At 53.4% G+C, this 26,132-nt stretch carries 23 protein-coding genes; 10 read left to right on the top strand and 13 right to left on the bottom strand.

The window, feature by feature from the left end:
- Nucleotides 1-184 precede the first annotated feature (184 nt).
- From ACY692_RS06865 to ACY692_RS06825, 9 genes are all read right to left on the bottom strand, one after another.
- Nucleotides 185-847: a type I phosphoribosyltransferase gene (locus ACY692_RS06865; protein WP_462324609.1), complete on the bottom strand. Its 663-nt coding sequence runs from the start codon at nt 845-847 to the stop codon at nt 185-187.
- A gap of 301 nt (nt 848-1,148) precedes the next feature.
- Nucleotides 1,149-2,132 (bottom strand): class II fructose-bisphosphatase, encoded by a 984-nt coding sequence (glpX, locus tag ACY692_RS06860; protein ID WP_462324608.1) that lies wholly within the window; start codon nt 2,130-2,132, stop codon nt 1,149-1,151.
- 159 nt (nt 2,133-2,291) lie between these two features.
- Nucleotides 2,292-4,295 (bottom strand): transketolase, encoded by a 2,004-nt coding sequence (gene tkt / locus ACY692_RS06855; protein WP_462324607.1) that lies wholly within the window; start codon nt 4,293-4,295, stop codon nt 2,292-2,294.
- A 35-nt stretch (nt 4,296-4,330) separates the two neighbouring features.
- Entirely contained in the window at nt 4,331-4,771 is a 441-nt protein-coding gene (gene rpiB, locus ACY692_RS06850) for a ribose 5-phosphate isomerase B (RefSeq protein WP_462324606.1), read from the bottom strand.
- A gap of 47 nt (nt 4,772-4,818) precedes the next feature.
- A complete protein-coding gene (locus ACY692_RS06845; protein WP_462324605.1) occupies nt 4,819-5,166 on the bottom strand; it encodes a hypothetical protein in 348 nt (115 codons plus the stop codon).
- 42 nt (nt 5,167-5,208) lie between these two features.
- Nucleotides 5,209-6,072: a hypothetical protein gene (locus tag ACY692_RS06840; protein WP_462324604.1), complete on the bottom strand. Its 864-nt coding sequence runs from the start codon at nt 6,070-6,072 to the stop codon at nt 5,209-5,211.
- A gap of 7 nt (nt 6,073-6,079) precedes the next feature.
- The gene (locus tag ACY692_RS06835; RefSeq protein WP_462324603.1) at nt 6,080-7,738 is read right to left on the bottom strand and encodes a tetratricopeptide repeat protein; all 1,659 of its coding nucleotides are present in this window, start codon (nt 7,736-7,738) and stop codon (nt 6,080-6,082) included.
- A gap of 25 nt (nt 7,739-7,763) precedes the next feature.
- The gene (locus tag ACY692_RS06830; RefSeq protein WP_462324602.1) at nt 7,764-8,540 is read right to left on the bottom strand and encodes an HD domain-containing protein; all 777 of its coding nucleotides are present in this window, start codon (nt 8,538-8,540) and stop codon (nt 7,764-7,766) included.
- Nucleotides 8,530-9,498: a sigma-70 family RNA polymerase sigma factor gene (locus ACY692_RS06825; RefSeq protein ID WP_462324601.1), complete on the bottom strand. Its 969-nt coding sequence runs from the start codon at nt 9,496-9,498 to the stop codon at nt 8,530-8,532. Before ACY692_RS06825 ends, ACY692_RS06830 begins: the two co-directional genes overlap by 11 nt.
- A 491-nt stretch (nt 9,499-9,989) precedes the next feature.
- Between ACY692_RS06825 and ACY692_RS06820 the strand changes: the two genes are divergently transcribed.
- The 10 genes from ACY692_RS06820 to ACY692_RS06775 all read left to right on the top strand — a co-directional run bounded on the left by ACY692_RS06820 (nt 9,990) and on the right by ACY692_RS06775 (nt 21,506).
- Nucleotides 9,990-12,413, top strand: coding sequence for a homocysteine S-methyltransferase family protein (locus ACY692_RS06820; protein WP_462324600.1), 2,424 nt, complete (start codon nt 9,990-9,992; stop codon nt 12,411-12,413).
- A 52-nt stretch (nt 12,414-12,465) separates the two neighbouring features.
- On the top strand, nt 12,466-12,966 hold the full coding sequence (locus tag ACY692_RS06815) for a TlpA family protein disulfide reductase (RefSeq protein ID WP_462324599.1): 501 nt from the start codon (nt 12,466-12,468) through the stop codon (nt 12,964-12,966).
- Nucleotides 12,967-13,003: 37 nt separating this feature from the next.
- Complete coding sequence (locus tag ACY692_RS06810) at nt 13,004-13,480, top strand: N-acetyltransferase (RefSeq protein WP_462324598.1); 477 nt, start codon at nt 13,004-13,006, stop codon at nt 13,478-13,480.
- A 348-nt stretch (nt 13,481-13,828) separates the two neighbouring features.
- Complete coding sequence (gene hpt, locus ACY692_RS06805) at nt 13,829-14,350, top strand: hypoxanthine phosphoribosyltransferase (RefSeq protein ID WP_462324597.1); 522 nt, start codon at nt 13,829-13,831, stop codon at nt 14,348-14,350.
- A gap of 100 nt (nt 14,351-14,450) precedes the next feature.
- The gene (locus ACY692_RS06800) at nt 14,451-15,275 is read left to right on the top strand and encodes a DUF3426 domain-containing protein (protein WP_462324596.1); all 825 of its coding nucleotides are present in this window, start codon (nt 14,451-14,453) and stop codon (nt 15,273-15,275) included.
- A 186-nt stretch (nt 15,276-15,461) separates the two neighbouring features.
- The gene (gene radA, locus ACY692_RS06795; protein WP_462324595.1) at nt 15,462-16,796 is read left to right on the top strand and encodes a DNA repair protein RadA; all 1,335 of its coding nucleotides are present in this window, start codon (nt 15,462-15,464) and stop codon (nt 16,794-16,796) included.
- Nucleotides 16,797-17,022: 226 nt separating this feature from the next.
- The gene (locus ACY692_RS06790) at nt 17,023-17,793 is read left to right on the top strand and encodes a methyltransferase domain-containing protein (RefSeq protein ID WP_462324594.1); all 771 of its coding nucleotides are present in this window, start codon (nt 17,023-17,025) and stop codon (nt 17,791-17,793) included.
- Nucleotides 17,790-19,403, top strand: coding sequence for a B12-binding domain-containing radical SAM protein (locus tag ACY692_RS06785; RefSeq protein ID WP_462324593.1), 1,614 nt, complete (start codon nt 17,790-17,792; stop codon nt 19,401-19,403). The genes ACY692_RS06790 and ACY692_RS06785 overlap by 4 nt, the downstream gene beginning before the upstream one ends.
- A 176-nt stretch (nt 19,404-19,579) precedes the next feature.
- Nucleotides 19,580-20,317 carry a hypothetical protein gene (locus ACY692_RS06780; protein ID WP_462324592.1) on the top strand — a complete coding sequence of 246 codons (738 nt, stop codon included), beginning with the start codon at nt 19,580-19,582 and terminating at the stop codon, nt 20,315-20,317.
- 145 nt (nt 20,318-20,462) lie between these two features.
- Entirely contained in the window at nt 20,463-21,506 is a 1,044-nt protein-coding gene (locus ACY692_RS06775) for a threonine aldolase family protein (RefSeq protein WP_462324591.1), read from the top strand.
- A gap of 1,379 nt (nt 21,507-22,885) precedes the next feature.
- On the opposite strand, the gene ACY692_RS06770 is transcribed toward ACY692_RS06775, so the two are convergent.
- The 4 genes from ACY692_RS06770 to ACY692_RS06755 all read right to left on the bottom strand — a co-directional run bounded on the left by ACY692_RS06770 (nt 22,886) and on the right by ACY692_RS06755 (nt 25,846).
- Nucleotides 22,886-23,212: a HigA family addiction module antitoxin gene (locus tag ACY692_RS06770; protein WP_462324590.1), complete on the bottom strand. Its 327-nt coding sequence runs from the start codon at nt 23,210-23,212 to the stop codon at nt 22,886-22,888.
- 12 nt (nt 23,213-23,224) lie between these two features.
- Nucleotides 23,225-23,401, bottom strand: a complete 177-nt coding sequence (locus tag ACY692_RS06765) for a type II toxin-antitoxin system RelE/ParE family toxin (protein WP_462324629.1) — start codon at nt 23,399-23,401, stop codon at nt 23,225-23,227.
- A 956-nt stretch (nt 23,402-24,357) separates the two neighbouring features.
- Entirely contained in the window at nt 24,358-25,236 is an 879-nt protein-coding gene (locus ACY692_RS06760; RefSeq protein ID WP_462324589.1) for a nucleotidyl transferase AbiEii/AbiGii toxin family protein, read from the bottom strand.
- Complete coding sequence (locus tag ACY692_RS06755) at nt 25,229-25,846, bottom strand: type IV toxin-antitoxin system AbiEi family antitoxin domain-containing protein (protein ID WP_462324588.1); 618 nt, start codon at nt 25,844-25,846, stop codon at nt 25,229-25,231. Before ACY692_RS06755 ends, ACY692_RS06760 begins: the two co-directional genes overlap by 8 nt.
- Nucleotides 25,847-26,132 lie beyond the last annotated feature (286 nt).

Here is a 26,132-nt window from a genome sequence, read left to right as displayed (position 1 = left end):
GCTCCCTACGATCTGGTTGCTTGAAAGTACATCCACAATCCATCTTGAAAACTTCGTGTTGCACAGTGGTTCTGGGTTAACGACACGGAAGGTTTTGTAAAAAAAGTGTCTTTTTTTATTTGTTCCGTATGTTTCGTTGGCCCAAAAAAATTGCCCGGACCAGGGGCGTTGCTGACCATGGGTCTCAGGTCTCGGTCCTTTCTGGTTGCGGCAGGGAGGCCAGGCTGTGGATCGGGGTCGTGAAATAGGGATTGGCCCCACCCTCCTTGGCCACGCAAAAGACGCCCAGAATGTCCGGCGAGGTGGGCAGGCCGGCGAGGTGGGCGGCCTCTTCCACCAGACTGTCCAGGGCGGCGATGGTGCTCCCGGTGCTGACCACGTCGTCGATGATGATCACGCCTCTGGTCGCCTGGGCAAGGAGGTTCATGTCACGTTCGTACATGTACAGAAAACCGCTTTTTCCGGAGCTGGCGATATTGTCCACGGCAACCTGGATGACCGGTCGGCGTGCGGCCTCCATGTGGGGTTTGATCCGGTTGTAGGCCACGGCCACGGCATCCAGCTCCAGCTCTTCTGAGGCGACCTGGCTGAGCTGGAGGGCCTTTTCAACCACGGTCAAAACAGCGATCCCGGTCAGATCGGGAATGACCGAAGTGATTTTCTTGGCCAGCAATGTGCCGATGTCCCGGTTGAGCCGTGTCTGGCCGACGAGATTGAAAGAGGCCACCTTGAACCTCCCCTCTTCCTTGTCAATAACGATATAGGGAAGATCAATGGGATAATCCAGGCCGTCCAGGTGCATGGAATATTTTTCGCCCGATTCGAGAGATCCGAGGATGTCGATCATGGTGGAGTCCTTGGTTGTAAAAAATACAGGATGTAAAATATATGATATAGGATATAAGATTTACGGAATCAGAATCTATCTTCCGATAATTTATACGTATGGGCGATTCGTGAATCGCCCATACAAGAGAAGATTGCATACATTGAAGGCAGACAATGTTTTTTTTACGATGTAAATATGAATCATGCATCGTAAAATAGATCACGGTGCATCACGAATGGCACCCACAGGGGGGCTATGGTCAATGGATGATCATCGCATCACGTATCATATATGCTATATCGTATATCCTGCCTTTTTCCTAATCATATTTAATGGCACTGAACTTCATCAACTTATCCCACTTATGCCACGACTGGACCCTTCGAACCGTGCCGGTCTTGCCGCGCAGGACCAGGGACGTGGTCGATGCGCCCCGGCCCGTGTATTGGACACCGCCCAGAAAGGTGCCGCCGGAAATACCCGTTGCCGCAAAAAAAACGTCATCGCTTGCGATGAGTGTATCCACATCAAGGACCCGGGTCAGGTCGTGGCCGCTTTTCTTGAGGGCCTTTTTCTCCTTGTCCATCTGGGGATCGAGGCGGGCCATGATCTGGCCTCCCAGGGCCTTGATGGCGCAGGCTGCGAGCACCCCCTCCGGGGTTCCCCCGGTTCCCATCATGATGTCCACCTCGCTGGTGGGATCCACGGCCATGAGGGCGCCGGCCACATCGCCGTCCGTGTGCAGCTGGATGCGTGCTCCGGCCCGGCGGATGGATGCGATGAGCTCCTTGTGCCGGGGTTTGTCCAGAACAAAGACGACCAGGTCGTCCACATCTTTGCCCAGGGCCTTGGCGGTTTTTTTCAGATTGTCTTCCACCGGGGCCTCGAGGTCGACCATGTCATGGGCTTCTGAGGGCACGACCAGTTTTTTCATGTAATAACTCGGCCCGGGATCGTACATGGATCCGGCCGGAGCGAGCCCGATGACCGCGATGGCGTTGGGCCGTCCGAATGCCAGAAGATTGGTCCCTTCGACCGGATCAACGGCAATGTCCACCCCGGCACCCTTGCCGGTCCCGAGGCGTTCCCCGTTGTACAGGGCAGGGGCCTCGTCCTTCTCGCCCTCGCCGATGATCACCGTGCCGTCGATGTCCACGGAGTCGAATGACAGACGCATGGCATCCACCGCCGCGCCGTCACCCGCTTCCTTATCGCCCTTGCCCAGCCATCTGGCCGAGGCCAGTGCAGCCGCCTCGGTCACCCGGACAAGATCCATGGCCAGATTGCGTTGGGGTGCTTCCATGGTTTCCTCGAAATTTAAAGATAAGATTCAGGAGTTGGGATCTACGTTTTAGGGGGTAGGATAGCAACTATTCAGGATACAAGATATTTTGTCTCCATAATGCATCCTGTGATCGAAAAGGGGCAGGCACACAGGCCTGCCCCTACGGGTTGATCAATATTAGATGGAGAATGTTTCTTTGATGCGGGCAACAACCTGGTCCACGGTGAAGCCATAGGTTTCCTTGAGCACGCCGGCAGGGGCCGAGGCGCCGAAGTGGTCCATGCCGATGACCCCGCCGTCCAGTCCCACGTACTTGTACCAGATGTCCGGGCTTCCGGCCTCGATGGCCAGACGTTTGCGCACGGTATCGGGCAGGACCTTCTCCGTGTAGGCAGCGTCCTGTTCGTCAAAGAGCTCCATGCACGGCATGGAGACCACGCGGATCTTGGCCCCGGGAAGGGCCTTGGCAGCGCCCACGGCCAGGTGGACCTCGGAACCGCTGGCAAGGAGAATGATCTCGGGCTTGCCGTCCTCGGGATCTTCCAGGATATAGCCGCCCTTGGCCACACCGGTCTGTACCTGGGGATGGGTGGCCGGGTCCATGACCGGGAGTCCCTGCCTGGTGAACACGAGTACGGACGGCCGGGTTTCTTGCTTCATGGCGATGTCGAAACAGGCCGCGCTCTCATAGGCGTCGCCCGGGCGCAGGGTCAGTAGGTTGGGAATGAGGCGCAGGGAACTGACCTGCTCGATGGGCTGATGGGTCGGTCCGTCCTCGCCCACGAAAAAGGAGTCATGGGTGAAGACGTGCAGGACCGGTAGGTTCTGCAACGCGGACATGCGGATGGCATTGCGTTCGTAGTCGGAAAAGACCAGGAAGGTCGCCCCAAAGGGGATGATCCCGCCGTGCAGGGCGATGCCGTTCAAAATGACACCCATGGGGAATTCGCGGACCCCGAAGCTGAAGCTGCGGCCCAATGGGTTGTCCGTGCCGAAGATGCCCGTTGTTTCCCGGAAATGTACGGTCTGGTTGGAGGGATCGAGGTCGGCCGATCCGCCCATGAGGGTGGGGAACTGGTCGATAAGTCCGTTCAGGCAGGCCCCAAAGGCCTTGCGTGTGGCCAGATCGGTCCCTGGTTCAAAATCCGGCCAGGTGATTTCGCGCTCTGAAGCCGGTTTGTTGATCTCTGCCCACAGGGCGGCAAAGGAACCGTTTTCAGCCTGCTTTTTTGCCAGTCCCTCGGACCATTGGCCGGAAAGATCCGAGAGGATGGGGAACCGCTGTCTGGAATGGGCGATAACATCTTCGGGCAGGAAAAAGGATCTGTTTTCAGGAAGCCCCTGTCTTTTCTTGGTGGCTGCGATCTCTTCGGGGGACATGGGTGAGCCATGGGTCTTTTCGCTGCCTTCCAGGGTGGCGCTCCCCTTGGCCATGGTCGTATGCCCGATGATCAGGGTCGGCCGGTCGGTTTCGGCCCGGGCTTCCTTGATGGCCCTGCGGATGGCCCCGTGGTCGTGGCCGTCGATCTCGATGACCTGCCAGCACATGCCCTCAAAAAGTTTCCTGGTGTCCGAGCAGTCGGCGCGTTCGGTCGGGCCGGCCAGCTGGATCTTGTTGCTGTCGTAATAGGCGATGAGTCTGCCAAGCCCCCATTGTCCGAACAGTGCCGCGCTCCCCAGGGCCAGGGGTTCCTGCAGGTCGCCGTCGGAGACCAGGGCATAGGTATAATGGTTGGTCACGTCCTGACCGAGTTTGTGGCGCAGGAAGGTTTCAGCAACGGCCATGCCGCCTGCCATGGCGAATCCCTGGCCGAGCGGGCCGGTTGTCGCCTCGACACCGGGCGTCTGGTCATGCTCGGGATGGCCCGGAGTCCTGCTCCCGAACTGCCGGAAGTCTTCGAGATCCTTTATGGAAAGGTAGCCGTTCAGGGTGAGCAAGCTGTACAGGAGCATGGATTCGTGTCCTGCGGACAGAACGAACCGATCCCTGTTCCACCAGTTGGGATTGTCCGGATCGAAGCAGAGGAATTCTTTGAACAGGATATAGGCGAAATCGGCCGAGGACATGGCTCCGCCCGGGTGGCCGGAGTTGGCTTTTCTGGTCGCGTCCATGATCAGTCCCTTGATCACGTTCACGCTGTACATGTCCATTTCTTGCCCGGTTGTGGGGGTCGTACTCATGGGGATGGTCCTTGTCTTGATGACGGTTGAAGCCGTTAGATGGTGGGTTCTATGAGGTCGACACGGCGCTGGTGCCGTCCGCCCTCGAAATCGTTGTCCAGAAAGGCGTCCACAATGGCCCCGGCCAGGTCGATGCCGGTGATCCGACCACCCAGGCAGAGGACGTTGGCATTGTTGTGCCGGCGTGTCATACGGGCCAGATACTCATTGGTGCACAGGGCGGCGCGGATGCCGGCCACTTTGTTCGCGGCCATGGACATGCCCACGCCGGAGCCGCAGACCAGGATACCCAGTGTGTTCTGGTCCAGAACCCGTTTGCAGAGGTCCTGCGCATAGACGGGATAGTCACAGCTGTCCAGGGAATGGGTTCCCACGTCCTCGGTCGTGTATCCGCTCTCTTTGAGATACGCGACAAGCTCCTGTTTCAGGGGGAATCCGGCGTGGTCGGAGCCGATGATGATGGGTGCTTTGTTCATGATGTCCTCGTGGAATCGTGCGGTGGTGGTCTTGTATCAACGGTGTATCAGGCCTGGCTGCGTCGTTTGACGTACTCGGAGCGGGAATTGTCCAGTTCTTGCTCCATGTGTTCGATTTCTTCCTTGAGGAAGGAGATCTGCTTCAGGGGAATCTCAGCCTCGGTGTCTTCGGGATTCAGGGACTTTTTTTCTTCCACGAAGGACGCATAAACCCTTCCCAGGGTTTGGTATTCCTCGTTGAGCCGTTTGCGCAGCTGTTTGATCTCCCACCGCCGGAAGGTTTTGATGAACAGCCATTTGAATTCGCTGAGGACAACCTTCCAGCCGTTCAGCATGTTGTTCCACAATGCCTTGAAAAAAGATTGTTCTTGAACGTTTTGGCTATTGGCATCCATTGTAACCTCGTCGTGTTGCTGGTTGCTAGTTGTACATCATTACTATTCAGGATTGCCGGGCTTCTCCGGGGGGGTGCCCTTGGTAGGGCCCGTTTGGACACGCGCGGGGGGGGCGATGTTGACTATTTCTGTCCCTTTGGGCGGGTTGATGGCCAGATCGGTTCCAAACGTCCCCGGACTGACCGATTTGATCCGGATGACCGCTTTTTCGCCATTTTCCATGTCCATGGAAATTTTGTGACTATACGGGGATGCATCCCGGTAGTCAAAAACGACCCTCCATCCCCCGGCCCCCCGCAGCTCGCGGGCGCGTCCCTGTCGGTCCACGACAAGGGAGTTGATTCTGCTGGACCGGGCAAAGGAGATGCGTGCGTTGGCCCCCCGGATTTCTTCCCGTACCGGTCCCGCGGGTAGAACCGGCAGGATATGTCCTTGGAGGACATGTGCCAATTCCTTGAGATCAAAGGGGCTGGGGAACCCAAGACTCCTCACCCCCACTTGACCGTCAATAGCGTTATACATCCGTTTTTCTTCGGGAAAATACGCCTGCCACAGCCCCTCGTCTTCGCGCCAGATGGAGATGGTCCGGCCGATCCCGGCCTGGATATCCATACGGATGGGATAGCCCATTTTGCCGAAAATCCGCATGATGACCCGGTGTTTGTGTTTGGCCGAGGAATAATTGATGCTGGTGCGGATGGAAAAGCTGTCAACGGTCTGGAGGGTGTTTTGCAGATGTATGAAATTTGTCCACGGTGGATCGGCTTTCATGGGAGCGCCCGGTTTTTTGGGCGCGCAGGAGGGGAGGCCAAGGCTGAGCACGGCCAGGAAAAGCAGGCAAAAGATGGCATCGTAGATGGAAGGCAGGAGATTTTTCTTGCCTGGATGTGCACTGGTTCGTTTCATTCTGGATCTATTGTTTAGCCGGTTTTTCGGTCCGGAACCGTTGCGCATTGGTTTTTCCCTTGCGGGCCGCGTCCTTTTTTCCCAGGGCCCCGGCGATGGTTCCATAGTGTTCCCAAATGGTCGGATCTTCATCAGCCAGTTGGACCGCCTGCCTGATGGCTTCCCATGCCTGGTCGAGTTTGCCGAGCTTGAACAGGACCCAGGCCAGAGAATCCAGATAATAGCCGTTGCCGGGGTCGCCCTTGAGGGCATTTTTGACGAGCACCAGGGCACGGTCGAGATTGCGCCCTTGTTCGGCCAAGGTGTATCCCAGATAATTGAGGGCCTCGGGATAGTCGGGATCGATGGCTATGATCTTTTCCATGTATTCCATTCCCTTGGTCTTGTTCCCCTGATCATCCCAGAGCACTCCGAGATTGAAAAGGACATCAATGCTTTCGGGCCAGGTTGTGTGGGCCTCTCCCAAAAGATCGGCTGCTTGTTCCCACTCTCCCCTGTTCTTGAGCAAAGATGCCTTGAGAAGAATGAAGCTCGGCTGTTTGGGGAACATACGTATCCCTTGATCGACAAGTGCGCCGGCGTCCTGATAGCGCTCCAAGCCATAGAGAATGTCCGCTCTGAACAGGAGCGCCCGTTCGAAATAGGGGGCGTCTTCCGGAATGTTGGAAAGATAGGTTTCCGCTTTCTGCGGGGATCGTTGCCCCTCGTAGGCAAGCAGGGCCAGGGTGAACCACCCCTTGGAGGGGAGGTCTTCGATATCGGCCAGAGGCTCAAGGATGCCTGCGGCATAGGAATAAAAATCCTGGTTCAAGAAAAGGTTGGCCGCATCGATCTGGAAATCCACGTCTTCCGGGAGTTGCTTGGTCAGCTCGAAGGCCTTGTCCGGACCGTTGAGTTTGATCTGGAGTCTGATCATCGTCAACAGCAGTGGGGACCCCGGTTCTCCCTGGGATGCCAGTTCTTCGTATATTTTAAGGGCCTCGACATATTTTTTTTCCTGTTCGTAGAGATACCCCAGTTCGGCTTTTGCCCGAAAAAAATGGGGATCTTTTGCCAGGGCTTTGGTATAGGCGGATACGGCTCGTTCCTGGAGCCCCAATTTCGAGGCCGCTTTGCCGATGAGGTACCAACCGCTGGCGTCCCGAGAGTTTTCGGGAATGGTCTGTAACTCGTCCAGAGCCCTTGCGTACTCTTTTTGTTTGATGAGCAGGGCCCCGACTTCCTGGACCATGGACCAGCTTTCAGGATGGAGCTGGAGGTACTCCTGCAGCGTGGTCGTGGCGTCCTCCCACCTGCGGGCGGCTTCATAGGTTTTGGCCAGGGAGAGATAGAGATCCCGGGATTCCGGGAACCGTTCGATACCTTCCTTGAGACTGTCTCTGGCCGGGGCGATCTCTTTGCGTTGCCAGAGCATTTCCGCTTTTTCCAGGTACAGATAGGGGCTGGCAAGGATCCCAATGGCTTCGTCCAGGCTGGCGATGGCCTCCTGGTTCTGCCCCCGTTGTTTGAGTTCCTGGAATTTGAGATAGGCAAACGAGGCCCTGGCGCTGGAAGAGAGGTTCCACTCGGGAGGAATATTTTTTTGGGGGGGATGGGAGGTGGTACAGGCTGAGCAACACAGGACCATAAGGGTGGCCGACAAAATATACATGGTGTGATTTTTCATATTGTGACGCTGGGTAGGAATGTGGTTATGGCCGCGACGGACATGGCCCTGGGGGCAGCCCAGGGCTGTGCTCGCACAAACGGTCGTGGGCTGTTTTTCCGAGCTGGAGGCCGAGGCGAAGGAACTGGGGGCCGTATTGCTGTCCGATCCGGGTGCGGAAGGTGGTACCGATGTCCCGGATCGTGTTCATGGCCTGGAGAAGACGGGTTTGGATATCCTGTAGGGAGTGTTGGCGGTTGGCCCGTGTTTCCAGTAATGTCCTGTCGAAGACGTCCGGTCCCCACCGGAAGATGTCTGCGTCGTAGAGGGCATTGCTCACTCCGTGGTGCATGGGGGACGTACTTGCTGTTCCGGTGGTGCGGGATTCGTGGTTGCGTATGGCAAATACCACGGTTTCGCGTTCCTCGTCTGTGATGGGATAGGGGGAAAGGATGTCCCGTGCCTTCACTGCCCCCGGGCGGGCATGGTCGGGGAGATGGATGCAAATATCGTGGAGCAGGCCCGCTAGCTGGGCCAGAAAGACCCACCGTTTGGTCTGGGCTATGCTCCATCCTCGTCTTTCAACCAGAATCAAGGTTCCCGCATCGATAGCGACCTTTTTTGCGTGGTCGATGCCATGTTGTCCTGTATGGGCGAGAAGGGGGACAACATCCCGTTTGCATTGTCCGATGACCGGATGACTAAAAAAGAGATCCTTGCTGACCATGTACTGACGGTTAAAATCATCGTAAAAATCGATTTTTGTGGATGCCGCCAATGTTTTGGTTTCATGGCTGATCCGGGCCAACGTCCTATCGGTCACTGATCCAGTCCTCGGAGAAATCCGTGATCTCCTGGGCAAGATGTTCTTTGAGTTTCTTGAGAAGCCTGGCCTCGATCTGTCGGACCCGTTCTCGGGTAATCCCGTACTTTTCACCGATTTCACGAAGGGTCAACGGTTTTTCGGACAGGAGCCTGTCGTACAGGATGTCCCTTTCCTTGTCGTTGAGTCCGGGAACGATCCCCTTGATCTTGTCCCTGAGGAGGTCGCTTATCTCCCCATCGGCCATGTTCGTCTCGACGTCCGTGGCCTCGGCCGGAATGAAGTCCATCGGGGTATAGGTCGAGTCGTCCCCTCCCACGCTCATGTCCAGGGAGAGATCCTTTTGGCCGAGCCGCTGGCCCATTTCGATGACCTCGTCCTCGGAGACCTGCAGGTTCTTGGAGATCTGGGTGGTATCCGGGGTATAGCCAAGCGCCTCCAGCCGGTTGCGCTCCTTGCCGAGGTTGTAAAATAGCTTGCGTTGGGCTTGGGTGGTCCCGATTTTGACCATCCGCCAGTTGTCCATGATGAATTTGAGGATGTATGCCTTGATCCAGAAGGCGGCGTAATAGGAAAATTTGATCCCCTTCTCGGGATCGAATTTTTGGACCGCCTTCATCAGCCCCACATTGCCCTCCTGGATGAGATCGAGGACATTCTTCATCCACCGCCTTTGGAAATCCAGGGCGATCTTGACCACCAGACGCAGGTTGGCCGATGTCAGTCTGAATGCCGCTTCCTGGTCGTTTTCGTCACGTATCTTGCGGGCCAGTTCGAACTCTTCGCCCGGCTGCAAGGGGGGGAATTTTTTGATTTCCTGGAAATAGATCCGCAGCGGATCGATGGTCGCCAAACTGGTGGTCGGGGCGGGCATCAGGGTGAAGGTGTCTTCTTCGCCGGTTCCGGACTGTTTTTTTTTCGTGTCCGGCGTCGGGGCGTTTTTGGGTTTTGCAGTCATTATATCAGGGTATCCTTTGGGCGGAGCAGATGGATGGATGTCGGTTTGCCAGATAAAATCGCGAACAACCTCGGTCATGGCGGCGTGGATGGATGGTTCAGGAGATCAAGAACTCTCCGTCGTGGGGCACCGGATGGAATGGGTGCCCCCGTCCGTTCACCATGCGGATGGGGCTGTCGTTGGATTGTGAACGGATGCCTTGCGTTCCACATGGACACAAAAAATAAACATATATTTTTTATTTGTCCTTTTCAATCTTTTTCAGTAAGCGGTTCGGACGCGAACCAAGGTGGCAAGCCGGTTGGAATGAAGAAAACCGGCTTTTTTCATTCCCAACGGACCACCGGCTATCGTTGCGTTTTCGACAAGGGGGCATCCCGGGTTCGGCTCTAGAAGGTCTGGGGAAGGGATGGATGGTATTGTGCATATCCTGCTTGGTCGGGGTATGGTCAAGGGGCAGGTGCTGCCCATGTTTTTTGTAGGAGTATGGATTGAGACCGTTCAGAACATTTCTCGGTTCCGGCAGGACCGTTATTTTTGATGGGGGTATGGGAACGCTCCTGCAGGCCAGAGGTCTGGGCCCGGGTGAGTCTCCCGAGCGGTTCTGTCTGCGTTGTCCGGAAGTCGTCGAACAGATCCATAGGGAATATTTTCAGGCCGGGGCCCATGTGGTGACCACAAATACCTTTGGTGGTAGCCGTTTCAAGTTGGGACCGGACATCGATTGTACCGACATGAACCGTGTCGGGGCCTTTCTTGCCCGCAAGGCTGTAGGGGACAAAGGATTCGTGGCCGGGAGCGTCGGTCCGACCGGAAGGATGATCGAGCCCCTTGGGGATGTGACCTTCAAGGAATTGGTGCAAACCTTTGAGGAACAGATCCGCGGACTGGTCCAGGGGGGGGTGGATCTCATCCTCGGGGAAACCCATTTCGATCTGGCCGAGGCCCGGGCCGTTGTGGTTGCCGCGCGCAATGTCTGCGATCTCCCCGTGGGAATCTCCATGACCTTTGAAGACGGGGTCAGCCTGACAGGCACCCGGCCAAGGGTGTTCTTGGATACCGTTGAGAACATGGGCGTGGATATTGTGGCCACCAATTGCAGTGCCGGGCCTGAAGGGTTGCTCGAGGTCGCTCGGGAGATGCTCCAAGGAACGAGGACCCCGCTTCTGGTCGAACCCAATGCGGGCCTTCCCGAGCTGGTGGATGGCAACACGGTCTTCCGCCTGGAGCCCGAACCTTTTGCCGTCCAGACCCGGGAATTCGTCCGTGCCGGGGTCCAATGTGTGGGCGGATGCTGCGGCACGACTCCCGATCACATCCGCGCCCTCAAAAAAGAAACCGGATCCCTGTCTCCTGAGCCCCTTGAAGAATCCTCGCGTCCCTGTGTCGTCCTGACCTCCCGCTCCTCGTCCCTGCCTCTGGGTTTCGAGTATTCGAGCCGGATCATTGGTGAACGTATCAACCCCACGGGCAAGAAGGATCTCATCGCCCAGTTCCAGGACGGGGAGATTGCCCGTGCCCTGGAATTGGCCAGGGAGCAGGTGGATATGGGGGTCGGTGCTCTGGACGTGAACGTGGGTGCCCCCATGGTCGAGGAAAGGGAGCTTCTACCCAACCTCGTTCGCGAACTGGCATCCCAGGTCCAGACCCCGCTGTGCATCGACTCCAGTGACGAGCAGGCGGTCATCGAGGCATTGAACGTCTATCCGGGTTCTCCCCTGATCAATTCGATCAGCGGAGAACCGGGCAAGATGGAGCGTCTAGGTCCCCTGTGTCGGGATTACGGGGCCCCGTTCATCCTGCTTCCCCTCAAGGGGCGCAAACTTCCGGTCACGGCTGAGGAGCGTATCGCCATCATCGACGAGCTCGTGGGGCAGGCCGATTCCCTGTCCATACCCAGACGGCTCCTCCTGATCGATGCCCTGGCCCTGACCGTTTCCTCCAAGCCCATGGCTGCCAGGGCCTGCCTCGAAGTCATCCGGTACTGCCGGGAATCCCTGGGACTGACCACGGTCATGGGGCTGTCCAATATTTCTTTCGGCCTTCCGGCCCGTGAACTCCTCAATACCCATTTCATGACCATGTGCATGGCCGCGGGCATGTCCGCGTTTATCGCCAATCCCAATTCTGTCCGCATCCAGGAGGCCCTGGCCGCCAGCGAGGTACTTCTTGGGCGTGATCCCCAGGCGGCCTCGTTCATTGATGCTTTTTCCGAGTGGAAACCCGGGGGGGGGCCGGTTCCGGGGTCTCGGAAGACCGGCGGTGATCCGGGTGATGTGGGGGGCAGTCCCATCGAACGGGCCGTGATCAAGGGGGACAAGGATGCCATTGAAGCGATGGTGCTGGGCGCGGTCCGGGATGGTGCCGATCCCTTTGATGTGGTTAACAAGGAGCTCATTCCCGGCATCACGGTGGTGGGGGAAAAATACGAGCGCCGGGAATTTTTTCTCCCCCAGCTGCTCCGGTCGGCCGAGACCATGCAAAAGGGGTTCAGTATTCTCAAACCCTACCTGGAAAAGGATGGGGCAACGGACAAGACCCGGATCGTCATGGCCACGGTGGAAGGGGATATCCATGATATCGGCAAAAACATTGTTTGTCTCATGCTCAGAAACCACGGATTCGATGTCATCGACCTGGGCAAGGATGTTTCCGCGGACAAGATCGTTCGGACCGTGGAGGAGAGCGGTGCCCGTGTGGTGGGGCTGTCCGCGCTGATGACCACGACCATGACCCGGATGCAGGATACCGTGGATCTGCTCAAGGAAAAGCGCATCGACTGCAAGGTGATGATCGGTGGGGCCGTGGTTACGGAGGCCTTTGCCCATCGCATCGGGGCGGACGGATATTCCGAGGACGCCGTGGCCGCTGTCAGATTGGCACAACGCCTTTGTGGTCAAGAAGCGCACGCCTAACCGTTTGGAGAGGATCTCGAGTCAACTGAAAATAATGATAACGGATATGGGTATGCTGAAAAGATACAATGAGCACAATGGGGTTGTGTGCGCGGTATTGTTGTTGGCGGTCGTGATGACGGGAATACTTTCCGGGCCTGCATGGGCTGCCGATGTGGAGACCATTTCCCGGCAGGACCTGGACGCCATGATCCAGGCCGATACAGGAACGGTCACCCTGGTTTCCTACTGGGCGACCTGGTGCAGTGCCTGCCGGCAGGAGATCCCGGCACTCAATGAAATCTACGATACCTATCCCCGGGACCAGGTCAGAATCATTGGCGTCTCTTTTGACAAGGATCCCGGCCAACTCGATCTGTTCATGAAGCTGGCCGGATTCGAATACGAGATCTACCGGGTCCCTGAAGAACATGCCGAGGGGTTCAAGGAGATCGTGGCCCTGCCCACGCTTGTATTCTATAAGAAAAACGGCAAAAAGGGCTGGACCCACAAGGGGTTGATGCTTCCCGAGCAGATACGCAGGACCATCGCTGTTTTTGCCCGGGAGAACTAGGCGTATCCGGCCATATGGGCCGGTTCGGAGATATGGGATGGAAGAATTTATTTTGCGCAAGGCCATGGTCAGGGATGTCAAGTCCATCCATGGGTTGCTCATGAAAGAGGCCGCCACCGGAGAGGGGATCGTTCTGCCGAGATCCTTCAACGAGTTGTACAATCGGCTCAGGGATTTTTATGTCGTCGAGGACGGTGCGACACGAAAGGTTGTGGCCTGCTGTGCCCTCGCCATTACCTGGAACGATATCGCCGAGGTCAGATCATTGGTCGTCTCCCAACCCTTGCGCCAAAAAGGCTGGGGACGCCGTCTCGTGGAGGCCTGTGTCAGCGAGGCCCTGACTTTCGGGCTCTACAAGGTGTTTACCCTGACGGCCAAACCGGATTTTTTCAAAAAACTTGGTTTTGTACTCGTCGACCAGGCAACCCTCCCGCAAAAGGTCTGGGCGGATTGTCTCAATTGTCCCAAGTACCCGGACCAATGCGACGAAGTGGCCATGCAGTTGACGTTTTGAAAGTGTATCGAGATGATAAAAATTTTAGTAATTTTAGTGTCTTAGTTGTGAAAGTAAGCCGTGAAAATCAAGAAAATTCTATGGCCGATTGGACGTAAAACCTAAACCGTCAAACTGCGGCTTGGCCGCATTAGTAAGTTGAGAGGGGTAGAGATTGGCGAGGTGCACATGGACCCATTGTCATTTTCTATATGTTTGAACATTTATCAAACAAAGACTCCTTTCAAGCGTGTGGGTTCCCGATCGGAATGTTGGTTGCAGCATGGGGCTCTGATTCCGGGAAAAAATCGTTCCGGCTATATAAAAACTACGGACCCAAAAATAGATTTGGTTGAATACGGAGAATCGATGAACAAGAACGTTGTGTTCGACAAAGAGGCCATTGCCAAGCGGGTCGGGGAGCTTGGTCGGGAGATTTCCGAGCGCTACGGGGAAGAACCCCTGGTCTGCGTGTGTGTTCTCAAGGGGGCATTTGTTTTTTTTGCCGATCTGATGCGCAGCATGACTATTGATCCCGAGATGGATTTTGTGCGTCTCGCAAGTTATGCAGGAGGAACCTCCCGCGAGGGAAAAATGATTTTTTCCAAGGACATGGAAGTTTCAATCCAGGACAAACATGTTCTCATCGTCGAGGATATCGTGGACACCGGCCATTCCATGCGCTATCTGACCAGGGTTTTGGAGGCCCGCAGTCCCAAATCCATCGCCATTGCCGCTCTGGTGGACAAGAGTGAGCGCAGGGAGCTTGAGGTGACCGTTGATTTTCCCGGTTTCGTCTTGGACAAGGGGTTCATTGTGGGGTATGGGCTGGACTATGACGAGAAATACCGTGGCTTGGCGGGTGTTTATGAACTGGTTTTTGATGATTGAACCATATGCCAAACCACTTCCACTTGTTTTTTTGCAGGACAACGTCCCGTGCTGGATGCAAGGGTAGCTTTTCCTGGTTATGATATGACGTGAGGTCGGTATGATTGTACAATGTCCCGAGTGCGATACCCGTTACAATCTGGATGATAGTTGCATTGGCCCCGAAGGGAGCAAGGTACGGTGTTCAAGATGCGGCCATATTTTTAGTGTGACCCGGTCCGAGGAATCCATAGAGGATACCGTGGATGATGTTTTCAGCAAGGCTCCGTCTTTTGATGATGACGCCGAAGAAATGTCCTCCGACAGAGACGAACCGCATGGGCCGTCGGAGGAATTGGAGAGCAATTTCGCCAATGAAAAGCCCGGCAAGAAAAAGGGAAGGCAAATCCTCCTCTGGTTGGTCCTGCTCGTTTTGGTTCTGGTCGGCGTTGGAATCGGAACCTACTATTATGCCCCGGATCTGCTCGACAATACCGGCAGCGGTGCCTTCACCGGCACCAAGGTGGAAGAACAGAAAAAAGACGCTGATACGGTCATTCCGGAAATCGGGCTGGAGAATGTCAGACAGTACTTTGTAAAGAATGAGAAGATCGGTCAGGTTTTCGTGGTCGAGGGCAAGGCCGTGAATGGGTTCAAGGTCCCCAAGGAATTGATCAAGCTCCGCATCAAACTTTTTGATGACAACGGGAGTGTCCTTGAATCAAAAGACTTTTTATGCGGCAATGTGGTTTCCTATTTTCAGCTCCAGGTCTTGAACCAGGAGGAACTTGCCTCCGCCTTGTCCGCCAAAGTGGGCATCCTGACGAACAATACCGACCTCAAGCCTGGGACCGGAGTGCCGTTCATGGTCGTTTTTCCCAATCCGCCAAAGGGACTCAATGAATTTGGGTTGGAGACCATTGAGGCCAAGGACCCGCCGGAATGAGAGACGGACCGTTTTAGGTTTTGGGTTCAAGGTTTAAGGGGTAAAGAAGCATTCCGGACCACCGGCCTCCGAACTCGGGATTCTAAAGCCTAAAACCTGAATAATTACAAATCAATGTGTGATAATCAAACATAAGGGCGGTCCCACAGGTCGCCCTTTTGTTTTGTCAAAACTAGGGACAATTCCATGAAGACCAAGGAAGTCTATCGCTGTTCCCAATGCGGAACAACCAGCCCCCGTTGGATGGGGCAATGTCCGGGGTGCAAGCAGTGGAATACTCTGGAGGCCGAGGTCGTTGCCAAGGATAAGCCTATTCGGTCCCTGAAGGAGAATGCAGAGCTGGTCAGCCTGGAGAATCCGCCGCCGGAAACCCGGCTGGAGCATATCCCGACCCATATCGAGGGCTTGGACGGGTTGCTCGGCAGGGGGCTCGTCCCCGGGGCTGTCCTGCTGCTCGGGGGGGAGCCGGGCATCGGAAAATCGACCCTATTGCTGCAATTGGCATCCAGCGTGGCCGGGGCCGAGCGACGGAGTGTCTATGTTTCCGGAGAGGAATCCCTGGGACAGCTCCAGGGCAGGGCGGTTCGCTTGGGTCTGGAGCTGACAAATGTTCTGGCCATGGCCACCAACCAGATCGAGGACGTTCTTGGGGCCATGGAAGCCCGGAACCGCCCCGGACTGATCATCCTCGATTCCGTACAGACAATGGCTTCGGGAACTGTGGACGGTATTCCGGGGAGCGTCAGTCAGGTCCGTTCCGTGGCTATGCAGATTATCGAGAAGGCCAAAGAAACCGGCGTGTGCGTGGTTATTGTCGGCCACGTGACCAAGGACGGGCAGATCGCAGGGCCGAAACTTCTGGAACACATGGTGGACACGGTCCTTTCCCTGGAAGGCGACCGACACCATCTTTTCCGCATGCTCCGCGTGCTCAAGAACCGGTTTGGTCCAACCGATGAACTGCTTCTCTTTGAAATGCAGTCAGCGGGCATGCGGGTGGTCCTGGACCCTTCGACTTTTTTTCTTCAGGACCGGGATGCGCGGTTGAGCGGGACAGCGGTGGTCATGGGGCTGGACGGCCAACGCCCCTTTGCCGTGGAGGTCCAGGCCCTGGCCAGCAGGACCTATCTGACCTTTCCGCGGCGGACGGCACTCGGGCTCGATGCCAATCGGCTCAATCTCATTCTGGCGGTCATGGAAAAACGGCTCAGGATCAATCTCGGTCAGCTGGATATCTACGCCAAGATAGGCGGGGGGCTGAAACTCACCGATCCCGGCGTGGATCTGGGACTCGTGGCGGCCATTCTTTCATCGGTCTATGACCGCCCTTTGCCAAAACGGGCCGTGTTCTGGGGCGAGGTGGATTTAAACGGCCAGATCCGTCCGGTTGTGGGGCAGGGTGTGCGGCTCAAGCAGGCCCGCAGTCTTGGCTATGATCCGGTGTTCTGTCCGAGTACGGGCACGCAGAAAAAAAGCGGGAGTTCTTCCATCATGGGATTCCACGAGCAGCTTTTTGGATAAAGACGGTTTGAGGTGTCAGGTAACGACGAAGGAGACAGGAGACAGGAGACGGGAAACGGGAAAAGGCCGGGACCAACGAAACAGTTTCTGTTCTCTGTGTACTTTAACTGCTCGAAAGTTTTAAGAAAAAGTTTTTTTTGTATGTTTCGCGTGTTTCGTTGGCAAAAAAATCCATTAGCTGGTTTGATCAGATAGCAGGGCAGACGGGGAAGGAACGAGGTTTTTTGTGACCAAACTTTCGGAGACCATGAAGCGGGTCGGGTGGATCATCGAACCGCGAAAGGACGGTTCCTGGACGGTCCATGCTTCTGGGGCCCGGGATTATGTCTTTCAGCTCGGATTCGGGTGGTCGGTTCCTCTGGAAGAAATCGAAGCGGCTCTCGATGCCGATGTCAAGGCCCTGGAGGCCGGCGAGCTCGATCCTTCGCGGACCCTGTCCCGTGTAACGGCCCTGAACCATACCAGAAATCCTTCCCAGCCCGTGGTGCGCATCTGCAAGGACGGGTTGGTTGCGGGCAAGCGTATCCTGCATCTTGGGACCGGGCTGGACCGGTTTGCCAGAAAGACCCTGCTGGGTGCCGGGGCCGTGCTGGTGAACGACTATGACCCCAATTTTTTTCCGGACCGGTCGGTGCTCGAAGAAACCTATGATGTGGTCGTGTGCAACTATGTCCTGAACATCCTGCCCCCTGCGGAACGAAAACGTGTGTATGCGGACATCGCAACATGTACCGGGGCATCGGGCAGGGCGTATCTCTGCGTGCAGGGAAAGTGGCCGGTGCAGAACAGGCATCGTATTGTCGGAACCTTTGCCGACGGCTATGTCATCCAGGATGGTCCGACGTTTCATTTTCGCAAGGGGTATGATCCTGAGGAATTTCTGGCCGAAATCCGATCCTCCATGGATGGGACAGCTCGGGTCATGTGCATGTTCTACAGCAATACCCTGGCCGAGTGGACTCCCCAAGCGCAGGTTTCGAGGAACAACGCTCCATGAACAAGGTCCTTCTCCTGTACACCGATCCCTATTATCTGGTGAAACAGGTCTATCCCTTCGGTCTGGATCTGATCGCATCGAATCTCAGGAACAACGGTTTTGAGGTCCGACTGGACTACCCTTTCCTGCCCGGGCCGGATGTGGGGACGAATCTGTACCATATCCTCAGCCGGTTTCGGCCCGACTGCATCGGTCTTGGTATCCGCAACATCGACACGACCATGGCCTGCGAGGCGTATGGCAACTTTCAGGGACCGGGTTTTTCCGCCCGTTATTTTCTACCGGAGATCAAAACCATCTGTTCCTGGCTCGGGGAGAATCTGCCCGATGTGCCGGTGGTGGCCGGGGGTGGGGGATTCACTATCTCACCCGGGGCCATGCTCGCTGAATTGGGGCTCGACTTCGGCATCCACGGTGAGGGGGAACGCGCGTTTCTGGAGTTTCTTGAGCACTGGCCGGACATCGACAGAATTCAAAGCATTCCCGGTCTTGTCTGGCGTGACGGGGGCGGCGGGAGGAATCCGCGCCGTCTGCATGTCTTTGAAAATCTGTATCCTGAAACCCGGGACCCGAAATTCCGCTACGCCCTGGAGCATGCGGCCCTGCCTGTGCAGCTCAAGCGGGGGTGCAACCAGGGGTGCTCTTTTTGTGTGGAGCCCATCCTCGAGGGACGCAGGTTCGTGCACCGGTCCGTTCCCGAGGTGGTGGACGAGCTCGGTCGTCTGGCTGACAGCTATCCGGAAGCGCGCAAGATCTTTTTTATTGATACGGAATTCAATATCCCCGATCTGGAGTATCCCCAGGAATTGATAGGGGCCATTCTCCAGGCCGGTCTCCATGACCGGTTCCGGTTCGCCTCCCAGTTTCTGCCCCGCCCCTTTACCCGGGAGTTTGCCGAGCTCTTGCACCAGGCGGCCTTTTCCCTGATTTTCACCTGCGACAGTTTTTCAGATACCGTACTGGAACGAAACGGCATGTCCTACCGCCAGCAGGACATCCTGGAAACCCTGGCTATCTGCGACGAGCTGGAGCTGGACCATACCGTGGATCTGATCTTCGGCCTGCCTGGAGAGTCTCACGAAACTCTGGATCAGACCCTCTCCCTCATGCTCGAACGTCCTCCCATGCCCTGGCGGAGATATGAGTATACCATCGGGGCGCGTATCTATGAAAACACCCCGTTGCACCGTATGCTGCAGGGCATGGAAGACAGCAGCCACAACATTCATGGGCGCATGGCCCCCGGCATGCTCGAGCCCTGTTTCTATTGTTCCCCCAAACCGCCCCTCGAACTCAAGGAGGATATCGACGCTGTCCTGCCCTTTGCCCTGGAATTCCGGAACAAAGCGGATGCAGCGTCCCGGCAGCAGCTCGCGGTCGCCTGGCTCGCGGACCAATGCCGGTGGGACGAAACCGCCGAGCTCCTTTTTGGCCTCGATACCCCTTCCCTGATCGCTGTCTACGGATATGTTTTCAAGAGCCTTGTACGTGACAGTCAGACAGACATGGCACGGTCCCTTCTGGAATATATCTGGCAGGAGCTGAATGGGCAGGAAGGCTTTGACCAGGAGATGGGCATGGTTGGCTATTATCTCGGGCTCTTGGAATAAGCATCTGCGCATACCTATCTATAAGCGAACACCCCAAAACTCGTAGGGGCGATTCATATATGGACCCGCCCGGATTGCAGCCCCCGGGAGGGGCTGCAAAAACAATCTTTGGCATTCTGAATGTGTACCGGTTTTTTTTACGACAGAGCGTATGTGACCCCACAAGGAGGAACGTTTTGGTTCCATTTATTCCGGCCTGCGATCTGAAAACCAGATACGACGTGTTCGGCCATTTCTATTCCATATCTTTTGCTTCCGGTCGCTCGGTGGACTGCCGCAGCGTCCTTGAAATCGTGGACAGGCAGGACACCCCCGACGACCTGACCGGGTTTTCCGGGACATGGCCTGACGCGGTCTGCATCATGATGAATCCCGGTTCGTCCAGGCCTCTCGTTCCCGTGGACACGGTGGTCACCCCTGATAGCGTGCACCGCCTCATCCATACCGCACTTGTCCCCACGCGGCCGGACATCACCCAGTACCAGGTCATGCGGTTGATGCACTACCGTTCATGGCGGCATGTCCGGGTGCTGAACCTCTCGGATCTGCGGGACCCCAAAAGCGGAAAATTCGTGGAACGCTACGCTGCCCTGGAGGCCGGGGAAGAGAGCCAAATCCACTGCGTGTTTTCCGAGGAAAGAAGCGAAGAACTGGCATGCCGTCTCGGACCCGTGGACAGGGTCCCGGTGATCTGCGCCTGGGGGGTGAGTCCCGACCTGGACCCCCTCATCCACCGCTGCATGGATCGGCTGGCCGGACGCCGGGTGCTGGGGCTGCTCAAGGAGAACACATCGGACAAATATTTCCATCCCCTGCCCACCCTGCAGCGGGCCAAAAAGGCATGGGTGGCCGACATGGTCGCTTTGTGCCGTGGGGACAGTAAACAATACGCATCTGCACATACAAATTTATAACCAAAATACCCAAGACGTGTAGGGTCCATATATAAGTCGCCCGTTTTTGCAGCCCCCCGGGAGGGGCTGCAAAAACAATTTTTGGCATCCTGAATTTGTACCTGGTATTTTTGCGATTGAGCGTAGCTATGGAGACTCGTGAATCATGCATACGTACAGCTTTCTCAATGACTATTCCGAAGGGGCACATCCCGACCTTCTGAACATTCTGGCAACAACCAACGAGCAGCAGGAAGCGGGATACGGGGAGGATACCCTTTCCCAAAAGGCCCGCGAACTGATCCGTGCTGAAACGGGCAATCCCGCAGCCGAGGTCCATTTCGTGTCAGGCGGGACCCAGGCCAATCTCATTGTCCTGGCTTCCATGCTCAAACCCTTCGAGTCGGTCATCGCGCCGGATTCCGGGCATATCAATGTCCATGAGACCGGGGCCATCGAGGCATCGGGGCACAAGGTTCACGGCGTGCCCGCCCGGGAGGGCAAGATCCTGGTCGAAGGTATCCGGGCCGTGGTGGAAGAGCATGGGGACGAGCACATGGTGCATCCTGCTGCCGTGTATCTCTCCCAGTCCACGGAACTGGGCACGGTGTACACCCTGGCTGAACTGGAGGAGATCGCTGCCGTGTGCCGGGAACTTGGCCTGTATCTCCATCTGGACGGGGCCAGGCTGGGATGCGCTCTTACGAGCCCCCATGCGGATATGACCATGGCCGACATCGCCCGGCTTACGGATGTTTTCTACATAGGCGGAACGAAAAACGGCGCCCTGATCGGGGAGGCCATCGTCATCACCACCAGGGATCTTCAGCCCCATTTCAGATTTCACATCAAGCAGCGCGGCGGCATGCTCGCCAAAGGGCGGGTCATGGGCTCCCAGTTTGCCGGACTTTTCACGGAGGGTCTGTTCTACAGGCTTGCCGAGCACGCCAACACCCTGGCAGCCCGGCTTGCCCGGGGAGTTGAAGACCTCGGTTTTTCTTTTGCAACGCCTCCCCAGACCAACCAGGTTTTTCCCATTTTTCCCAACGAGCTGATCCGGCAGCTGAGCACAGGATATGCTTTCCATACCTGGGAAACGGCCGGGCCCAACCAGAGTGTTGTCCGCCTTGTGACGTCCTGGGCAACCCCGGAAGAAGCCGTGGATGGATTTCTTGGGGATCTTCGCAAAACCCGTCAGCAGCTGACATGAGTTTGTCGCTTTCAAGCCGCTTTTCCGAACAGGCGAAAAATGCGGCTAAAATATGGCGGCAGGGCGGGCAGTTTTCATCTTCAGCGATTTCAATACAGTCACACTCGGCGCTTATTCCATCTTCTGACTTCCAGAGATTGACCTGAAAGAAAAATTCGTCTTTATCCTCATTTTCGCTGATTTCAGCGCTGAGAAAATCATTGTCAAAGTCCAGGCTGATTATCCTGTGTTCGCTGTAGCATAGGTGAGCGTCTTTGATGATTTTGGGGGGGCAATAGCCTGCATGTTTTCCTGGTCAAACAGGAAAGGTGCGTTCTGATTAAAAAGAGGGAAGGTGATTACGGACATGGGATTTACTCTTGCGTGTATGGATTGAGGTTTATTATCCGTTCAATATCTTTTGTGGCCTTGTTCATAAATGCGGGAAAGGCTTTTGCAGTGGCTCGGTAAGCTCCATTTTCCAGGAGCTCAGTTCAAGGGGTAAAGTGGCCCCAGGAGCTGGACAGACGGGGTATTTGACATCATTGAGGGGTTAAGCTGCTGACATAATTAAACTCGCTACATAATGTTTCTTATATCCTTATTTTCTTGGCCTCTTTGCGATAGTAACGGTGCAGAACTAGATCCGCTTATGCTTTTATTTTTCTCGCATCGTCATATGTTATTGCTACTTGCTTGTTTTGAGCATGCATTATCTGGGAAGATCGTAATTTGTACATTTCTTTAAATTCATCAATCAAATCATTCTTGGCCCCATGCGAACTAAGAACGCCTTGCATTTCCTTTAATTCATTCTTTAATTATGTAGTTTTAAGTACTTTTTGAGTAACAAAATACTCAAATGAACGATAAAAATTTGAAAATGCTTCCCGGTGAAAATTTAGATCGTAATGGCTGATGCAAAGATGAATTATACCCTTAAGATATTCTGATCTACTGACGCTTTCCTTTTCTTTTACAAGAAGGCGAAATATTATAATTGTGTTTTCAATATCGAGATCGGTTAATGTTTTTTTTCTCGAACATCTTGCTGATGGTCTTGGTTAAGGGTGATTGAATGAGATTTATTCGTTTCCGGGTCATATTGACCATATATTAGGCCAACTTTTAACCCTTCACCCCCATGAAAATATTCCTAATGTAGCTATATTTAAAGCGGCGAGGAAGCTAGAAAAAGTTATGTGAGCATGAAGCCATTCATGTTCTGACTTTAGTTCTGGCCTATTGGTAGTATCCCAAAGTAAAATAAAACGATCTTTTTCAATCTGTTTTGCTTTGATAGCTAGCTGAGGATCTTCAAAGAATTTAAACGCATTTTCATTCAGAAGATGAGTGTAAGGGTTTACCGGCTAATTTCTGAAGAGCAAGTGGGCTGCTTCTCAAGCTTCCAGCAACTCTCCTGTGTCCCGACATTGTTTTTTGAAAGGAATTATCTTCGAAAGAGGATAACTGGCTTTTTCCTTTGCAAGGTCAAGGTCATATCTTGTTTGGATGTTTAAAAAATAGTTCTCGGACATGCTGAAAAATTTGGCTAGCTTCAAAGCATTCACTGGAGAAATGTTTCTTTTTCCTTTTAAAATCTCTCCAAGAGCGGTTTGTGGGATTCCTGTACCTTTCGAAACAGCATACGCTGTTATTTCAAGAGGATCTATGAATTCCTCTTTTAAGATAGTTCCAGGATGTTCCAAGGGAATTTTGTTCGGCATGGTAGTGCCTCCTCAATGATAGTCTATAATTTCGCCATCAAAAGCTTCACCTTCTCTGAAATGGAAGCAGATTCTCCATTGGTCATTGATTCTGATAGAGTACTGACCTTTTCGGTCACCTTTTAATTTTTCCAAGCGATTGGAAGGGGGAAATCTCAAATCATCAAGGGAGGAAGCCGAGTCGAGCATAAGCAGCCTACGCCGCGTATGCACTTGGATCTTTTTGGAAAATTTCTTTGAGAATTCTCTTTGCCAAATTTCGCGGTTTCCCTGCATCTGAAGTTTCGAATGCCCATTTTTTATTAACGCCTATCGGTAGTATCGTCAATCATTAGTAAGTATTGTATCCCCGAAAAGGAAAAAAACATAACCGGATAGTCCCCGGCTGTTGTCGGGGTCGGACCTCGTTATTTGCCTGGAATATTATTATAAAAATCCCAAAACAAACCGTTTTTACCGCTTAGAACGGCCATTTTGTCCTCCAAAAGGGTGCTGTATGGATGGGGTACTCTTTTGGTCAATGTGTATGAGAGATCGCACAAGATGACTATTCGCGGTCACTGTGGTGGCCCCCTGTGTCAGTGAAGAAAATATCGGTTCTCTCTTGGCACGATAGGGACTGGAATTGAATTGCCTTAGATGGACGATTTTGGAGGTAAAAAAGTGATTTTAAGACCAAAAACAGGCCTTTTTGAGCTATTATTATAAGCTATCTCAAACTGTTACCTTGGTCCGACCCCGATAAGCATCAAAAGGAACTGGACGAAGTCAGCACCGCGTCCTGGCGGAGCAGCCGCCTTACCACCAAGATATGCGGTTCATTCGCAGTATTTTTTTTAGGCTCTTGTTGGATTCCGGGGGCCTGCCTCTTCCTGGCCAAGTATCATTGGATCAGCACGACAACTGGCCTTCCAAACAAGTTTTATCCTGGGAACGCCGAGCGTCTGCTCGGCCTTTCGGGCAACAGCTGAAGGGTACAGCTTTATACTGTCTGGCCGGCATCATCTGCCCTTGTTCCTGCCATGTAGTAAACGCAGTGCCGAGCAGACGCTCGGCGTTCCCAGGGGGGAGTGACCTTGCATTGCGAGTAGGCCCCCGAAACGCAATAAGAGCCTTTTTTTATTAAAAATATAGTCCGCTTTTAATTAATGACTTGTCTGGACACTAATTTTGTGAATCAAATAATCGTTAAAAAATGCATCAGACCAAAGATTCAATTCATCCTTTTGCCTTGAATTTTTTAAAAATGGTTCAACATCTTTTTTTGCCAGAGAAAAATCAATCGCCTTAATTTTTTCAGATAATAATTCAACAATTTTTTCTTTATCTAACACCTCTGACAAACCCAAATGGCCTGTTTGTACCATTTTATTCTTAAGATAATATAACTCACATGGAATATTATTCTTCACAAACCAGATTAAATCATACCAGTCTCGGCCTTTAATGTTGGTCCTTACAGTACGGCATAACAAGGCATGCATTTTGCCTGCAAACAAACTCGGCAATGTCATGGTTTTTATGGTAAACGGAATGGGGTGGAGATGATATTTAAGATCACTTGTAAATCCGATAGCCGGTTCCTGATCAATTTCCAATTTTATTTTCATCACAGCATTTTTGTGGGTCTTTAGATTCGAATCAATTTTTAATAAATGAATCAATGTATTTGCTTTAATGAAAGCTGAGTCAATAGTGCTATCATTCTTCTTGGTCTTTTCTTCTGTGGAAACCTCAAAACCCCATAGTTCCAATTCTGATTTTACTGCACCGAAGTATTTTTTACTATCAAAAATATTTTCAGGCTGAATGAGTGAAAAATCCAGATCCTCAGAAAAACGGTCCAGCTTATGCAAAATTCGTAATGCGCTTCCACCATAAAAAACAGCCTTTTCATAAAATTTTGACCGCCATAAACCAAGCAACACGATTTCTTGTATGATCTCTTTGAGAGCATTCTCGTGATCATGAACCGTAAGTAATTCATACCTGCCTAGCATTTGTTCAATTTTTTCATCAAACATAATATTCCTTTAAGCAATTGAGCAGCAGGTTCATACTTTGTCTTTTATATCTGGCCTTGATTTCTTCTAATAAAGATGAATCAAATTTTTTAATATCACCATAATCCAATCTCATTAATTCAAGAAATTCTTTCATTTCCCTTTCCGATGAAATATGAGTCTGGGTTGCAATGATATCGCTCAACGCCTTCTCAGGGGAGGCAATTAGAATTTTCTTTTGATTACCAGCATACTCAAGATTAATACCAATGTTGAAAACTTTTTTGTGGCAATATAAATAAGAAAATCTACCAACCGGTGTTTCAAACAGCTTTTTTCTTTTATTTGTCATGCTGATGATGAGTTCAACACGTTCCGGTATCATGTTCCAGAATGCCAAAGCTGTTTGTCCAGTGATATAGGAAGGCCCATAGATCTGATTCGCCAGGATATACTTATTGTAAGGCTTCTTATAATCCTTGCCCAACACATAGAGGCCTTTTTTGACCCTTAAGATATCCTGATTCTTGATCAGGCTTCTTATTTTATCTCTTGGTTTTTTATAATTTCTTAAGACATGAAGCAATAAATTGTAATCAAATTCTGCTGGAAGTTGAATTAAATCCTTCATAATATTTCACCCGGTATGTCTAATAAATTGGACTTACTGGGTGCAGTTTGTGAGCTGAATTGAAATTTGTCAAGAAAATTTCAACAATTTAACGGCCCGCGGATGGTATCCACGGGCCGTTGTTGTTGCCGGCGCAAAGCGTCCGGCAACAACAAGTCATTATATGGTTTCCTTGTAATTCCAGAAATCGTCCCTTTACCGAAATTCTATTTGCTAAAATTGCTCGTTTTCTAGGTCGGGTTGCGTTATCGGTAAATTTTTCCAGCAGTTTGAAACCCTCCCCCCA

Source organism: Desulfoplanes sp., assembly GCF_054921335.1.
The sequence above is the reverse complement of the archived record's forward strand: the minus strand, read 5'-3'. Positions and strand labels throughout refer to the sequence as shown.